Source organism: Metabacillus schmidteae (assembly GCF_903166545.1).
In the GTDB taxonomy this organism is placed as follows: Bacteria; Bacillota; Bacilli; order Bacillales; family Bacillaceae; genus Metabacillus; species Metabacillus schmidteae.
Window position 1 is genome coordinate 1,278,755 of record NZ_CAESCH010000001.1, and the last position, 14,729, is coordinate 1,293,483.

Below are 14,729 nucleotides of genomic sequence, written 5' to 3' on the forward strand. Positions count from 1 at the left end.
TCTTAATATATTATTGATAAGTTAATACTAACAGCAAAGTAAAAGAATCCCATGGTTAAACATCATGGGTTTTTTTTATAGGTCAGATATGTGGTATGATTGACTAAATTCAACAAAATTTTACATTTTGATATAGTATAAAATACGAGAAAATGGGAGGGGAAATATGAAAACAGCAGTTGATTTTTTGGCTGAGTGGGCAGGAGAAGAATCATGGAAGAATCACATTCTAAATATCGTTAAAGCAAAAGGGGAAATTAATTCATCGCAACTGTTGGTTGAAGTCCTACAATTAATGAAGGTTAAAGGAAAAGCTGATAAGGTTTCAGATTTAGGAAGCGAACCATTGGAAAAAATGAGATTAATTATAAATGAAATAAATACTCCAATAAATATTAATGCCTTATCAACTGATGCTCAATTTACATTAGGGAAAAATCTAAATGTATTTTATGGGGAAAATGGCTCAGGAAAGTCATCTTATGTTCGTATGTTTCGAAAATTGGCTGATAACTATTTTACCTCCGAGAAGGATCTTACTATAATACCAAATGTTTATAAGGAAGAACTGACAGAAGAGTATGTACCACAGACGGTTGAAGTTACATATTTATTGGATGATAAAACGAATAAAGATCTTGTAGACATTAATAATCCACATAATGAACTAAGTAAGATTAATGTTTTCGATAGTGAATCTGTTCTTCCTTTGATTAATAGTGACCTTATTTTTAACTTACTCCCAAAAGGATTTGAGAAATTCCAATTAGTTTCAGGTTTGTTGGACACTTTACGTAATGAAGTTTCAGAGGTTATTGATGGTAAGAAGAATAAACAAGAAATATTATTCTCCGATTCTTCTTTTGACTTTATACGGGAAGAGCTTAATAGAATTATGGGGGAAGTTAAAGATTCAAAGGATATAAAAGATTTTCTTTGTAGTAATTATCCAAGAAGCGATTCGTATGAAGTCGTAGTTAAAGAAATTGATCTTCAAATTAAGGAATTAGAATCTGCTAATCCAAAGGATAAAATTATTATATTAACAGCACAAAGAACAAAACTTATCTCAATTAAACAATCATTAACAAAATTATCAACAATGTTAAGTCGAGATAATATAGATAAAGTCAATACATTAATCAAAGACTATGAGCAAAAGGTACAGGAGGAACGTGAGTATAATGAAGATTTCCAAAAAAATGTCTCTTTTCTTGAAGAAGTAAACCAAGAATGGTTTTCATTTATCAAGATGGGCAAAAAATATTATGAATCTATTAATATTGATCAAGTTCATAAAGGTGAATCTTGTATTTTTTGTAGTCAAGCTCTGGATTCCAACAGTGTTAAGGTTATAGAAAGCAATTTTAATCATATTGCAAAGAGTAATGGAGGAGTATTAAACTCGATTGAAAAAGAACTTCTAAAATACAATATTGAGAGCATTGGGGTTAATTTTTCTGATGAAGAGACAGCATTATTTGAAAGTGAAAAGTTTTTAGGGAGAGTTAAATCAACTATTCAATTAGTAAACCGCAATAAAGAATTATTTAGTACACTTCTTAATTCAAGAAAAATTATCTCTGATCAGTTGATTTTGGATGTATCCGATGTTGTAGAGGAAATTAATCAGGAAATAAAGGCTTTAGAAAATAGAATAGACAATCTAAAGAAAACGAGTACAGAAGCAGGCGATATTACTGATTCACGCAAGGCTTTAAAAGAAACCTTGAAGAAAAATGAAAAACTTCATGCTTCAATCGATTCCTTAATAGAATGGTTTGATATTCAGAAAAGTATTAAAGAATATAGTAAAGCAAAAAGTAAATTTTCCACAAATTCTTTGACACAGAAACAATCTGAGGCTTTCCAAAAAATAATACAAGGTGAGTATTTTGAAATATTTGAACGCTTTGCACAAGAGCTTAAAGTGTCAAATGTTAATCTAAAACTAATACCCAAAAAGGGAAAAACTTTAAGAAAAAAGTTTGTTACCTCTGAAGAATATAAGGTATCGCAAATTATGAGTGAAGGTGAACAAAAAGCCGTAGCGATGGCTGAGTTTGCTACTGACTTAACTATACGTAAAGATTTTAATACAGTTCTTTTTGATGATCCTGTGACTTCATTAGACTATAAACGGTCAGAAATTATTGCTAATTTGATTTATAAATTGTCAATGAATAGGCAGGTTATTGTTTTTACGCACAATATTATGTTTTATTACTATCTCTATAACGCCTGTGCAAAGGATAAAAATAAAGAAAACAAGTTCTTCAAGGTTGACGAATTTGACAGGTGGAATAAAGGAATTGTATCTGAGTCTTTCAGTGGAAGATTGGAGACTTTAAAAGAAGTAATGGGTAAATTAAAAAATCAAGCACAATTTATAAATTCTAAATCATGTGTGGGTGATGCATTAGAGGAAGCATTAAAGAAAGTATATTCTGATATCCGAACATGGTGTGAATTAATTGTAGAGGAAGGCTTTTTTAATAGTGTTATTCGGAGATATGAAGCAAATATTATGTTCACAAAACTTAAAGAGATTAAAGGGAGTTTTGTAGACGAATTAGAAACAGTAAGTGAGTTATTTGATAGATCATGCCGTTGGATGGCAGGGCATAGCCAATCTACTGAAACTCAGCATGTTCGGGCAAATAAAGAGGCGTTTAATGTTGATATGAAATACATCAATCTGCTTTATGATCATTATAAGTAATCACCAAATGAACTATTTTATCTTAAATAAATAGTAAAGTGAGTGAAAGAAAAGTGGAATATTCGATATGGACATTAAGTGGTAGATTTTGCGGATAGGTAATTGAAATCAGATTTACAATGAAACTGGCAATCATATTGGTTATATTGATGATGATAGAATTTACTTAGTAAGAACAGGAAAAAGTAGTAGGTGAGTGCTATATAAATGACACGGTTGGACTAAGAACATCAAAATCATATCCAGTTAGAAGAGTAAGAGGGATGAGAGGTTCAAGATGTTTTGGTAGACGAGGAAATATAGGGGCTATTAATCCTGGAGGATGGAAAGATCCTGAATTCTAAGATTTAAAGAAGCACTTTCCAATTTATTATGCAGGGTAAGTGCTTCTTTTTATTGAATAAATATAATCGAAATATAAGTAGATGCTACAACCACTATTGGAGTGAAAAGAATGCTGACTCTCGAAGATTACATAGCAAAAAGAAAGCGTGAAGATAAATTAAATGAATTTGAAATTGACTCCAGAATGGATAACATGAGGATATGTGTTAATTATGTATTTGAATATTATAATCAGTATTTAAACATTGATGAATTGGAGCAGAGAACATTTTTAAATGGGGAACGGTTGGAGAAACTCAGAAAGCAATTGGAACCATATTATGCTGATATCCAGGATTGGCTTGTAAATATATATAATGATCACGATAAACAGATACATCGTTCAATTATTAGCTTTTTGAAAAAAGACGATCTGTTTTTTTTGTATAATACAGAAAATGAATTTAGAAGTTGTTCATACGATTGTTATGCTCAATTGATTAAAAAGAACTCATTTTTAAAAGATCAGAACGAGATGCTATTTTTGTTTATTAAAGATTACCATAGTATTCAAAGCCAAAAGCATACTAATGCTACTTCAGTTTTTTTAACTGAGGAGATAAATGAGTGGTTAGATAAAACTTCGCTAAAATATAAAGTAAACATTTGGGCCTTTGCCTCAGATTATGTAGAACGTTTTTCTGAGGATGATTCTTTATGGCCATCAAAACATAAAATTAAAAATAAAGAAAACTGGCGACCATATATTTATGATTTTACACAAAAGACTAATCTGTTTAATCTGAATACGCTGTACACCAGAGTATCAAAAAAACCGTTTATTAAAGGGAAAAAGCAGTTCCTCGAAATAATAATGATGTATATTTGGTTACATGATATTTGGGGTGATGAAGATAATTATTGGGAGGAATACTTTGCTAAGTTTGTTAAGACCTTGTAAAAATCAAAAACAATTACCGTTTAGAAAGTAGGTATAACATGCAATTGGAATCCTTATTTATTAAAGAATATAAATTGCTAAGAAATTGCACAGTAATATTTGTTCCTGAAGGCGGATATCCCGATCATTACTATGATTATTTTAGCAACAACAATTTCACCATTTTAGTAGGGGAAAATGGGAATGGGAAAACAACCTTAATGAGTTTTATTGCAAAAATGTTTAATGATTTACAAAGATTTCACGACAGAATTTCTTCTGACTTTTGTTTGAAATACAAAATCGAACAGAATCATGAAAAAAAGGCAGTTACAATTGAGAAAGAAAATGAAAATGTGTTTATTACAGTAGAAAATTCCATACCAAAATCTGTGTTGTTGGAGCTACATCCCAAACAAGGATACATAATAAAAGAAAATCAAATTCAATTTGAAAACAAGGTAACTTATGATGTAATTAGGCCATATCTACCATCGGCAATAATCACATCTGTTTTTTCCTTTCATGGAGAATATCCTACTGAAAGACCATTAAACTTTATAGGAGATAGAATAATTGAGAATTACGATATTTCAAAAGTTTATGGTGCAAATCATTATGGATTTTCTTCTCTTTCAAAGGGAATATCCAGATTTATAGAAACCTACAGGAACAATACCTCTGTAGTGGAGGAATTACTGTATTTATTAAATATAAAATTTGATAACAAAGTTTTAATTCGTGAGCGTTTTACAACTTTACCTTCTTACGGTCTTGATGTAGATGATGAAGAGTTTGATGATCTATTTTCTGAAGAAGATAGAATATTGAGGAATGAGTATCTTTCATTAGAAAAACTTACTGAGAAATATTCAACAAATGATGACGGTTGGATTGAGGTATGTGAGGAAAACTATGATTTGTTCCAAAGATACGAAAAAGAGGAAATCATATATATGAACGATATAGCATTTGAAAAAGATGGCGAACACATATCCTTGAAGAATATGAGTTCTGGTGAAAAGATGTTTTTCATGAGAATCCTCTCTTTATTATCCTCTATAGAGGATAACGCATTGATAATTATTGAGGAACCAGAATTGCATTTGAATCCTTCATGGAATAAGCAGATTATTACTATGCTACAAATGTTATTCGGAAATTATAAAGTGCATTTCTTAATATCTACCCATAGTTACGCTTTTATTAATACAGTGTTTCCTGAAAATATTCTTTTTGCTAATCAAAAAAGTTTTATCAACCCCGATCCAAATATAAATACTTTTTTGGCGAATGAAGTTGAAATAAGCAACCAGTTTTTTGCTAATTCAAAAAAAGTAAATTATGTTGAAAATAAACTTTGGAACAAGGTTAGCATCGCAAGCGATGATGAATTAGAGGAGATTCTTGGGTATTTAGGTGAATCGTACACCAAATTCAAACTATTTAATATTATGTTGGGAAAACAAGGGACTAAAACAGATGTGGAAGGTTGAGAATAGCACAAATACACAATACCTAATTAAATTTGAGTCAGAGATTATTCTCCCATTCTTTAATATGATAAGTGATGTTGTTATTGAGATAGAACAGGGTGAAATTATTTTACCTTTAGAAAAAACAGATATTTGGAAATACACAGAGCATTTTCGTAAAGCATCAGTGGATCAAAAAAATTTATTTACTTATATTATGCAAAAAACAGTATCAGGAGAAAAATTACAAGATCTTTTTTACTCCATTGTAGTAACTTTTGATTCATCCTATGTGGAGCAAATCTATTTATTATATAAACAACAAAACAAAGAGATTCTTGATGGAAATTATGATATTCCGCAAATACAAGTTGATGATATCTTCAAGAGTATATTTGTAATTTATTATTACAATACATTTTTTGCAGATGACTATGTATGGATGACTTTAGCGGGAGAAACGTACAATAGAAAAGAATTTCACAGAAACTTTAAGTTGGAAAATAAAATGGCTGTTTGTCCTTATTGCGATGTTGATACTGCTGTAGCGGGTTCAAATAATAACGTAGAACATTTTTTGCCAAAATCAAAGTACCCCTTAATAGCAATGAATCCATTAAATTTATTATCTTCTTGTTATGCATGTAATAAAGCTGATGAAGGAAAAGGAGATCGAATCCCAGAAGTTCCAATAGTGTCTCCGTATAATGAAAATATAGGTGATTTTGCAAAATTTGAGGTTGATTTTTTATCGAAAAAAATCACATTAATAAATTCAGGCAGACAGGAACATCATAACTATTTTAAATTTCTACAGTTATATTCGAGATACTCAGATCGTATGGTTTTTGAAAGTGTAGACCATGAAGCTAATAGTTTGTTTGAAACACTAACCAATTCTGGTTCACCTACATTAAAAGAAATAGATTTATATATTCAAAGAAGAGAAAAAATGAACAATTTGTCACTTGCTCTAAGGTCGATTATTAGTAATTATCCGATGTACAAGACCTTTAAATAATATAATGTTAATAAGGAGTAAGAACTTCTTGCTTTTTTTACCTTGCATCTATTATGTCTTTTCGCAATTTAGTTCTTCCCTATGTAATTCAAGTTCGTACCTGAACAGGGGAGAATGCGGGAGCAATTACAACATTATGTATGATTACTTTAGAAGAATCGGGATACGTGCCGTTGTTACGTTTTCTCGGTTCTTTTTTGTGTGCATTAAAAAATGGCGAAAAAGAGAGGGGATGGTTTGAGTTAAATGGTGGATAAGTGTGAATAAGAGGAAAAGGAAACACTGCAATATCAACAGTATATACACAGATTAGGGATAAGGTTAGAGGAAAAGCATGGGGAAGAGCGAAGAAATGTTAGATATCAACAGGTAATAAACAAGTAAGAAAAAGGCGTGGAGAAAAGCCTGAAAAAAACGTCTGATTAACCATCTTTTGACCTTAATCCTTGCCTCTACTACGGAAAAACTTAACTAAATTTTCACCTTACTTTCTGTTCCGTTATCGTACAATTTTTCCACCCGAAAGGTTGGTTTTGGGGAAGAACTTGAAATACAGGAAAGAGATAAGGTTTAAGGTGAGAAAGAGCGTAGGCAAGCGGGAGAATGGTTTGAGGGGGATTAGAGAAGATATGGGGAGATAACAACTTAATTACAAAGAGATATAGTAGCCGAAAAGGGATTTAGGGGGTGAGGGTTTAGCAGGAAAATTGAGGAGTTTGATAATGCTTTTCCTGATGTTATCTTTGTGATTATTCCAAATCCAAAAGAACCAAGAGTAAAGGTGAGGGCTATGTGGACTACTGTAAGCAATAAGGAGTAAAACCTAAAGATTTAAAGCGAGAAGAAATAGAAGATTTGCTTGAATACTAAAATCAAAAGTGGATAAATGTCATTTTCAAACAAAATGCCTTACCGCATTCAAATAAAAAAAGAACTGAGATGAAACATCAGTCCTTTTAGACGATTTGTTTAACAGTCTCTTTAGCAATCATTTCTACACCTTTTTTCAAAACCTCTGGATTACGTGTAGCTATAAAGATTGCACTTCCTGCAAGAATTGTTCCTATGCCACCAGCTACCATTACAACTTTCAAAGTGTGCTTTCTATTGGAATCAACCTCTTCTTTTAAACGATCAAGTATTATATCTATTTCTTTATCTACTTTTTCCTTATCCTCAGGAGTATTTGCATTCTCTGCTTGTTTCATCAACCCTTTCATACGATAATCCAATGCTTCCATATATTTATTACTGGAAGATTTATGGCTATCAATAAAAGTCTTTAAACCTTCAACAAATGTTTTGTAAGTTATATTAGATTCCTTTAAGAATTCCTTGAGAATTTCCTTTTCAATTTGACCTTGTATGTTCATTTCTATCAATGTCTTTATGTCGTCATTAGTCAGGTGATCTGGATCTATTCCCTTTTTTTGAATTTTCTTCAACAATACCTCGTTTTCCATATCTTAATCACACTCCTTGTTTTTTTCTTTCATAGTTTCTAAAAAGAATTGAATCACTAATGGTAATACAGCTATTAAAATGTTTAATTCCAATTTTCCTGTATTAGCCTTGTGTTATCACTCCGTTTTTAAGTTTTGTTTTATTTTTTGATATTTTTCAATTTCCTCTTCGACTTCAAGTAAGTTCATTTGATACTCTAATTCAAGTTTCTTTTTTTGACGATTCAGAGCATTGATACATTCCTCGACCTGTTCAATTGATTGTTTTTCAAAATTTTTGTGCATAGGTTGTATCTTAGTCTGTGTTGTTTTTTCCTTAGCATTAATCATACTGATTATCTTTGATAAAGAAGCTGTTGCTCCACCTGCAATAAGTCCTGCAATTGGTAAAAAGGATGCCATCTTTCCAATTGAAGTAGTAGTTCCAGCCTTTGCTTTCTCTTTTACAAACTCAATTAAGTCATTACTGTCAACATAGTAGCTCTTACCTTCCTGATTGGCTTTTAGCTCCTGATTCCGAATCCACCTCCTGACTGTTTCTTCTGAGACGCTAAGGATTTGGCTGATTTCTTTAGTAGTTAGCACGTTGTTCACCGCCCAAATGTCTTATACACACATAATACACACGTGTGTGTGTATGTGTCAATATATTTTGATTGAAATTTCTGTAATTTCAAAAAATAATAATTTGGGTGGTTTTATTTCTTGTATCAAAAGATGAAAGTTTGGAGTTAAGTATGTTTACAAACCTTATTTGATAATGAATGATTAAACACCAGTGCTTCATAAGGAAAATGTTAAATCACAACAGCACTTTTATGTGATACTATTTAGAAAAATACTGATTGGGAGATTTCAAATGAGAGAGGTAGAGTTTAGACAGTTCCTTATCAATAATAGTGATATTGAAAGTAAAGTGAAAGCGGTTAATTCGAGGGTTGCAAAAGCACTAATGGTCGAAAGGCAATTAAATGTGAATTTGGATAATGAGGTTAAGGATGATGAGAAGATGTATAATCTATTGCTTCAAATACAGATGGAGCTGAATGATGGATTGCACCACAATGTTTATCAAAATGCTGTAAGAAAGTATTATCTATTCATCAATGAAAGGGAATTTCCTCGAATCAAACTTTATGAAAAAACAAGGAGTTTATAGACATTAATCGAGATAGCGAGGTATTCTCCGAATGGAAAAGCAATATTTTAATCTAATGCAATTTTTTGATGGGTACGTTCGAAATTATCGAAGAATGAATTTATCTCACTTGCATAACCGATCAATGTTTACAAAAAGGGAAATTGACTATTTTGCTAATTTAGGTGAAATGTTAGGTTTTGATGCATTTGTTGAGGATTCCAAATTTGATCGGATTAAAGGTCGTTCAAGACCAATGGATTTATCATGGTGGAAGTGGGATGCACGTAAGGATAAGGAAAATTTTATATATCTTGCATTACATTTAGAAAGAGAAAATGTATGGAATAAAGATGTTGATACAATTGAAAAGCTCTTTTCTAATACGGAGGAAGGCTATACTCCACATAATGTTATAGGAATACAATACATCGAATCAGTTGAGAGAATAGACTTATTAAATGAATTGATTTCTAAAAAGAATTCTATTCAAAAGTCAAATGCTTTGATGATCTACCGTTATTATGAAAGTGATTATGATATAGAAAGAGTAAATGCCTATTTTTATACGCCATCTGGTTTAAGTGAAAGTAGACAGGCAGTATGCAAACAAGACGAATCGGATTATTGGTTTATGTGTTTTGATGAAGAGTTTGCTCCCTTTCAAGATAAAGAAAAAGTCGCTACGAAAAACTAATTTAAGAAAAGTATAACCCGAAGGAAAAAGTGGGTTCACTATCCTTTGGGTTTATTTGAACAATACCTTTTTATGTAATTCATATCTATGATTACTCTTTTATCCTTCCACTAACTCTATGCCAACAATGTAACTAAATCTAAGATAGATAAACTGTTCTTCTTGCTCGATAATTAAAGTCTTATTGATTTCATCAAGCCTATGGAGTAATCCTGTATAACACTTAAAGAATCCTTTTTCCCAAGTCTTAACTTTTACCTGATATGAAAATTCCATTGCCAAGCATATCTTCTGCTCAAATTCAACTATTTGGTATTCATCAAGGATAGGCCTACCTACTTTTTGATCATCTCTTTTTAAATCTTGAAGCATTTTTACATGCTCTGGCATAAAGAACGCTGATTGCCATTTTAGCTTGCCTCGATCACGAATCGCCACTAATTTGCCCCCCTTTTATTATCTTATTATAGAACATACGTTCTTGTAATATCAACAACCAAAATATCGGATTGCTTCTGACGAACAAAAATGTAGGTCTTTTGTATTTTATTTAAAAAAAGTTGCCCTATTTCATGGTATTTTAACAGTAAAATAAAGGAGGGAATTTTTAGTACATAAAAATGGAAGGGAGGATACAAATGCTATATAACGTTAGTTGGAATACTTCGGAAACTAAGAAAATCTATCAAGCAACTAAGAATTCTGAATCGTTAATGGAGTGTTTAGAAAAATGTCTATTGGAATCGGGGCTTGCAAAATTAATCAGTGAAAAGCCGACACCAAATAGGGGGTATGGTGTACTTTACTACTACTTTTCAAGCAAACCAAAGAAACGGCTATTATCATCTGCACCAAGGCGAGATCATGACCATATTCATGTTGTTATATTTAATAATCTTTTGAACCAAGAGCAACTACAGAATGAAGGATTTGATGTAGGAAATGAAGTGGAGCCACCAGATGTGAAAATTCATAGGAAGGAAGAGATAGAAAAACTCGTATGGTTAATAAAAGTCAATCTGCATCTGCTTTAACTTTTCGTTCCATTATTATTATCACCATTTCTACATATAACATAGAAATTAACAAAAGTAGGAGGGAATTTCTATGTTTCTATGTCAAGACCATCAGGAAAGGTTTAAATGTTTCTTAGAGCAAGATGGGACTCACAATTTGGATGTTGAGAGAAAAGCAATGTTTTACATTTTTTCAGGGATTAGCGAATTGGCAGATAAGATTCCATTCTTTTACGATTTTTCGGAAAGAATGATTCGGATTGAGGGCTATGATGAAGCAAGTTTATCCAGTAGTGAAAAATCGTTAGTAAAATTGGGGTTTAATCTATACAACAATTCCCCTTGTGGTACAGTGGTTGATTTGTTTGGAAATTTGGATGAAAAGAATCGAATGTTGGCATTAAATGCGATTCAATTTAGATTTAAAATGGATTAACATGATTTATTGACGTGTTAGTGAAGTTCATTTATGATGAATGGATAAATACAATATTTGAATAGGTGAAAATGATGGGGATATCAGTAGAGAGACCTCACAATTTAATAAATGGAAGAATTATGCTCAGACACATCGTCTGGGCATTTTTTATTATGTTGTCAGAGAAACGATATCACATTTTTGAAAGGGTGATTTGTAATGGAAAGGATAATTTCAAAATTAGAAGCAAAAGGCGTTATTCGAAATCTTGTCATTGAGGCATCTGGTAAAATTCTTTTTCTTATGGTTGGCTTGATGATTGGATACTCATTAAAAGTTTGGTTGTTTTGATGTAAGATAATTCCTTATTATACAAAGTTAATTGTCCTGCACACTAATGTGAACAACAGGGTGTTAAATAAAAAAGTGACATAGTGATCGAATAATTAATGGGAAATGAAATCAAAAAGGAGATGTTGTCATTGTTACTTTATCATCCAATTCGCAAAACATATGACGATTTTGATGAGGTTTATCAGTACCGTTTTGATAATTTAAATGGTTCATTGATTGAAACGGATAAAGAGCTGGTTTCAGGAAGTATCGTTATTATAAAGGATATTTCTGAATTTGCAATTGTAATAAAAGAAGTGTGGGAAGTAAACGGGAAAAGGTACTTTTCCCATGATTCGGCAGAGAACATCGTTGTTCGAGCAAGAACACCGAGGAATCGGGATTAAATGGCTAAATATAGAGTGGAAAAGAAAGCAGGAATAAAAAGGGGGAATAAAAGGAATCCCAAACTTCCGAGAACAAAAGTGACGAATTGGGGATTATCAAAAGTAATATCTGAAATAGATAGAGTCATTGATTTAATATACAGAAGAAAATAGTAGATATTTCTGGTTTTGTTAGGTGATTAAACTGATTGAATATTTTGCTATTAATAATTCACCATTAGTTTTGGTTGTTGACAAGGATAATTGAAAAACAAGGTTATTGATACGAATTTATGTTTGAAGAAATGGAGGCGATGTATTGAATTCAAATAATGAAATCAAATTGAAGCAATTAAAAGAGAACTATGAAAATGCGTTGAAGGAATTATCAGAATTTATTGAAAGCGGTAAAACATATAAAGATATGACGATTCCAGATTTTAAGGAACAAGTAAGGTTGTTTTGGGAGAGAAGTGATTTATGGAAGCAGGCGTTGGAACAAGGTATTTATTCAAAAGAAAAGTTAGATGAAGACTTCAAATTGCTTAAAATGCATGCTAAGAGATTATTGTTATGATAAGTAGTTAGGAGTCTTGATTAGTTTTGATTGTGAAGAATAGCATCTTAATCAATAGGGGGAAGGAATGCATGAGGATTTTATCGTTTTACCTGACTAAAACCTTCAAGTTTATAATGGAATTTGAAAATGGCGATTATCGACTTTTAGATATGCGGGAGTTTCTACAGAACGAAGAAGGAACAGTGAAAGATATAATCAATGATGTAGACGTATTTATTACGGCAAAATTAGACGATGTTACAGGAACTATAAGGTGGGCAAATGAGGTTGACTTCGATCCTGAAATTTTATATAAAAGCAGTATTTCTCTGGATGAACTAATGAATAAAAATCCTGTAGGGGGTAAAAGGGCGAGGGAAATACCAAAACCAAGAAAGGTTACAAGATTACCAGACGATCATGAATCTGAGATTTCAAAGCAAAATAAATCGCTAATAAAGCTACTTAGGGGATTATGACAGCAAATAAATAATCAAAGTAAAAGTTGTCAATCGTTCTTTTCATCAAAACTGAGTAGCAATTTCAAATTCAGTATCATGCTTACCAGTTTTTGAGAGTAGATAATCATTATCTACTTTTGCACTCTAATCCCGTTCAAAGGAATGGCTACTGAAAAAAAGGAGTGAACATGGTGGAAGACAAATTACATTGCGGATTTTACGCACAAACAGAGAATAAAACGTGTGAAGAATGTGGGGTTCAGATTGGTGATTATACAATTTATCAAGGGAAAACACGTTGCGTTGGTTGCTGGGTTGAATATGAAGCCGACCTTGATAAATGCATAGAGGTTGATAATAGAAGGTAGAGTGATTAATCAGTCTATTCCCCTAAAAATAAAATGCTTTAATTAGATTATTAATCACTAATCATTAGATAATGAGTAGTTGTAACTTAGGTCTTATATAGTTAGGAAGTATCTCAAAACTATTTAAAAATGTGTTAATATACCGTTGTTTGTATGATAACAATCCTTATATTTAATTACTTGTGGAAACTAAATTGCTGTTCTGATCGGTATTTACGAACATTTTTTTCTGTGTTATGAAAATATAAATTATTCAAATTTTTGGGGGAATACAAATGAAAACAGTCATTTCATGTAAGAAATGGACAATTTCATATTTAAAATTCAGCACTGTTCCTCCGTGGGCAGTGCTTTTATTTTTTTAATACATTTACTTAGAAAACTCTATTAAAAAGTCTGAATCATTTATTTGGAAGGGTGGGAATTTTGGTGCAAAACATAACAATAAGCCAAGAGGGGTCGCCAATAAATGCAATTAAAGATAAAGTAGTTCAATCTTGGTCTTATTCGAAACATAAGCGATTCTTGAATTGTAAACGTGGATTAGTCTTTACCGATGTAATTGCACCGTTGGGCATGCGTAAAGATTCCACATCATTTGAGAGAAAAGTTACACAGCTGAATCAAATGAAGAATCTTGATATGCTTTTCGGTATTTCAATACATAATCAGGTCTATCAAGCTGTAAAGGAGTGGTTCCGAGAAGGTATCCAGCCCGATGCTGAGCGTATCTATAAGAATATTAGATGTGAGTTAAACCAAGCATTTATAGACTCTAAAAGCTACAGAGAGGTATGGAAACAGGGAAATGGCGTGCAAGGGGCAATGTTACAGGAAATCTACTACAGTAATGAACTGCCTGCTGATCGAGCTGAAAAAATTAGAGAAAAGATGGTCGCCTGCACAAACTCTTTCTGTTCCAGTTCCACTTTGGAAGAAATTATGTATGGAGAAGAGGTGCAGTTTGATCATGCTGAACGGAACCGATCCATGAACATAGATAATGTTCAAGTGAAATTTGTTATTGATTTGGTCTATGACCATAACCAGAAAGGTAAAACAATAATTGATTGGAAATCAGGCAATCACTCTATGGACGACTATTATCAATTATGCATCTATGCCTTGTATTACGCTCATGTATTTAATTTTGATATAAACCAAATTACAGTGGCTAACGAGTACCTTTATCCTAATAAAGAATTGGCGGGAGCAGTGAAATACCCGATTACAAAAGACGACATAGATCGAGTTAAAGAACTAATAGTAAATAGTGCGGGACTTATCTCGGATTTTATAATGAGTGAGAAATTGGAAAGAGCTGAGGATGTATTGTTACTCCCAGAGGCTCCGAATGAGAAGGCTTGCTCCTGGTGTAACTTTCGAGAAATATGCCATAAAGGATAAT

17 protein-coding genes are annotated in these 14,729 nt (G+C 31.9%); 14 read left to right on the plus strand and 3 right to left on the minus strand.

Going from position 1 to position 14,729, the window contains the following annotated elements:
• Positions 1–166: 166 nt before the first annotated feature.
• The 4 genes from HWV59_RS06220 (at position 167) to HWV59_RS06235 (ending at position 6,482) form a co-directional block, all read left to right on the plus strand.
• Positions 167–2,722 carry an AAA family ATPase gene (locus HWV59_RS06220; protein WP_175638325.1) on the plus strand — a complete coding sequence of 852 codons (2,556 nt, stop codon included), beginning with the start codon at positions 167–169 and terminating at the stop codon, positions 2,720–2,722.
• A 454-nt stretch (positions 2,723–3,176) separates the two neighbouring features.
• Positions 3,177–4,007, plus strand: a complete 831-nt coding sequence (locus HWV59_RS06225; protein WP_175638326.1) for a hypothetical protein — start codon at positions 3,177–3,179, stop codon at positions 4,005–4,007.
• Positions 4,008–4,045: 38 nt separating this feature from the next.
• Complete coding sequence (locus HWV59_RS06230) at positions 4,046–5,482, plus strand: AAA family ATPase (RefSeq protein ID WP_175638327.1); 1,437 nt, start codon at positions 4,046–4,048, stop codon at positions 5,480–5,482.
• Positions 5,469–6,482 (plus strand): hypothetical protein, encoded by a 1,014-nt coding sequence (locus HWV59_RS06235; protein ID WP_175638328.1) that lies wholly within the window; start codon positions 5,469–5,471, stop codon positions 6,480–6,482. The genes HWV59_RS06230 and HWV59_RS06235 overlap by 14 nt, the downstream gene beginning before the upstream one ends.
• 956 nt (positions 6,483–7,438) lie before the next feature.
• Here the strand turns inward: HWV59_RS06235 and HWV59_RS06240 are convergent.
• Positions 7,439–7,945, minus strand: a complete 507-nt coding sequence (locus HWV59_RS06240; RefSeq protein ID WP_175638329.1) for a hypothetical protein — start codon at positions 7,943–7,945, stop codon at positions 7,439–7,441.
• A gap of 117 nt (positions 7,946–8,062) precedes the next feature.
• Positions 8,063–8,530, minus strand: a complete 468-nt coding sequence (locus tag HWV59_RS06245; RefSeq protein ID WP_217708441.1) for a helix-turn-helix domain-containing protein — start codon at positions 8,528–8,530, stop codon at positions 8,063–8,065.
• Positions 8,531–8,804: 274 nt separating this feature from the next.
• On the opposite strand from HWV59_RS06245, the gene HWV59_RS06250 reads away from it, so the two are divergent.
• Both HWV59_RS06250 and HWV59_RS06255 read left to right on the plus strand, forming a co-directional pair.
• The gene (locus HWV59_RS06250) at positions 8,805–9,104 is read left to right on the plus strand and encodes a hypothetical protein (RefSeq protein WP_175638331.1); all 300 of its coding nucleotides are present in this window, start codon (positions 8,805–8,807) and stop codon (positions 9,102–9,104) included.
• Positions 9,105–9,135: 31 nt separating this feature from the next.
• Positions 9,136–9,780, plus strand: a complete 645-nt coding sequence (locus HWV59_RS06255; protein WP_175638332.1) for a hypothetical protein — start codon at positions 9,136–9,138, stop codon at positions 9,778–9,780.
• Between the two features lie 99 nt (positions 9,781–9,879).
• Here HWV59_RS06255 and HWV59_RS06260 read toward each other — a convergent pair whose 3' ends face one another.
• Complete coding sequence (locus tag HWV59_RS06260) at positions 9,880–10,218, minus strand: YolD-like family protein (protein WP_175638333.1); 339 nt, start codon at positions 10,216–10,218, stop codon at positions 9,880–9,882.
• 200 nt (positions 10,219–10,418) lie between these two features.
• Between HWV59_RS06260 and HWV59_RS06265 the strand changes: the two genes are divergently transcribed.
• The 8 genes from HWV59_RS06265 (at position 10,419) to HWV59_RS06295 (ending at position 14,728) form a co-directional block, all read left to right on the plus strand.
• A complete protein-coding gene (locus tag HWV59_RS06265) occupies positions 10,419–10,814 on the plus strand; it encodes a hypothetical protein (protein ID WP_175638334.1) in 396 nt (131 codons plus the stop codon).
• Positions 10,815–10,887: 73 nt separating this feature from the next.
• Positions 10,888–11,232 (plus strand): DUF6075 family protein, encoded by a 345-nt coding sequence (locus tag HWV59_RS06270; protein ID WP_175638335.1) that lies wholly within the window; start codon positions 10,888–10,890, stop codon positions 11,230–11,232.
• A gap of 201 nt (positions 11,233–11,433) precedes the next feature.
• The gene (locus HWV59_RS27255) at positions 11,434–11,565 is read left to right on the plus strand and encodes a hypothetical protein (protein WP_268921751.1); all 132 of its coding nucleotides are present in this window, start codon (positions 11,434–11,436) and stop codon (positions 11,563–11,565) included.
• 131 nt (positions 11,566–11,696) lie between these two features.
• Positions 11,697–11,954 carry a hypothetical protein gene (locus tag HWV59_RS06275; RefSeq protein WP_175638336.1) on the plus strand — a complete coding sequence of 86 codons (258 nt, stop codon included), beginning with the start codon at positions 11,697–11,699 and terminating at the stop codon, positions 11,952–11,954.
• A 298-nt stretch (positions 11,955–12,252) separates the two neighbouring features.
• Positions 12,253–12,510 carry a hypothetical protein gene (locus HWV59_RS06280; protein WP_175638337.1) on the plus strand — a complete coding sequence of 86 codons (258 nt, stop codon included), beginning with the start codon at positions 12,253–12,255 and terminating at the stop codon, positions 12,508–12,510.
• A gap of 71 nt (positions 12,511–12,581) precedes the next feature.
• Positions 12,582–12,971 carry a DUF2442 domain-containing protein gene (locus tag HWV59_RS06285; protein WP_175638338.1) on the plus strand — a complete coding sequence of 130 codons (390 nt, stop codon included), beginning with the start codon at positions 12,582–12,584 and terminating at the stop codon, positions 12,969–12,971.
• A gap of 173 nt (positions 12,972–13,144) precedes the next feature.
• Complete coding sequence (locus tag HWV59_RS06290; RefSeq protein WP_175638339.1) at positions 13,145–13,321, plus strand: hypothetical protein; 177 nt, start codon at positions 13,145–13,147, stop codon at positions 13,319–13,321.
• Between the two features lie 429 nt (positions 13,322–13,750).
• Positions 13,751–14,728: a PD-(D/E)XK nuclease family protein gene (locus HWV59_RS06295; RefSeq protein WP_175638340.1), complete on the plus strand. Its 978-nt coding sequence runs from the start codon at positions 13,751–13,753 to the stop codon at positions 14,726–14,728.
• The last annotated feature ends 1 nt before the right edge of the window (position 14,729 follow it).

What these genes read in the sequence shown, in the direction of transcription:
- HWV59_RS06225 (WP_175638326.1), top strand. Translation starts at nt 3,177, where the DNA reads ATGCTGACTCTCGAAGATTACATAGCAAAAAGAAAGCGTGAAGATAAA.
- HWV59_RS06270 (WP_175638335.1), top strand. Translation starts at nt 10,888, where the DNA reads ATGTTTCTATGTCAAGACCATCAGGAAAGGTTTAAATGTTTCTTAGAG.
- HWV59_RS06240 (WP_175638329.1), bottom strand. Translation starts at nt 7,945, where the DNA reads ATGGAAAACGAGGTATTGTTGAAGAAAATTCAAAAAAAGGGAATAGAT.
- HWV59_RS06220 (WP_175638325.1), top strand. Translation starts at nt 167, where the DNA reads ATGAAAACAGCAGTTGATTTTTTGGCTGAGTGGGCAGGAGAAGAATCA.
- HWV59_RS27255 (WP_268921751.1), top strand. Translation starts at nt 11,434, where the DNA reads ATGGAAAGGATAATTTCAAAATTAGAAGCAAAAGGCGTTATTCGAAAT.
- HWV59_RS06265 (WP_175638334.1), top strand. Translation starts at nt 10,419, where the DNA reads ATGCTATATAACGTTAGTTGGAATACTTCGGAAACTAAGAAAATCTAT.
- HWV59_RS06285 (WP_175638338.1), top strand. Translation starts at nt 12,582, where the DNA reads ATGAGGATTTTATCGTTTTACCTGACTAAAACCTTCAAGTTTATAATG.
- HWV59_RS06230 (WP_175638327.1), top strand. Translation starts at nt 4,046, where the DNA reads ATGCAATTGGAATCCTTATTTATTAAAGAATATAAATTGCTAAGAAAT.
- HWV59_RS06255 (WP_175638332.1), top strand. Translation starts at nt 9,136, where the DNA reads ATGGAAAAGCAATATTTTAATCTAATGCAATTTTTTGATGGGTACGTT.
- HWV59_RS06250 (WP_175638331.1), top strand. Translation starts at nt 8,805, where the DNA reads ATGAGAGAGGTAGAGTTTAGACAGTTCCTTATCAATAATAGTGATATT.
- HWV59_RS06235 (WP_175638328.1), top strand. Translation starts at nt 5,469, where the DNA reads ATGTGGAAGGTTGAGAATAGCACAAATACACAATACCTAATTAAATTT.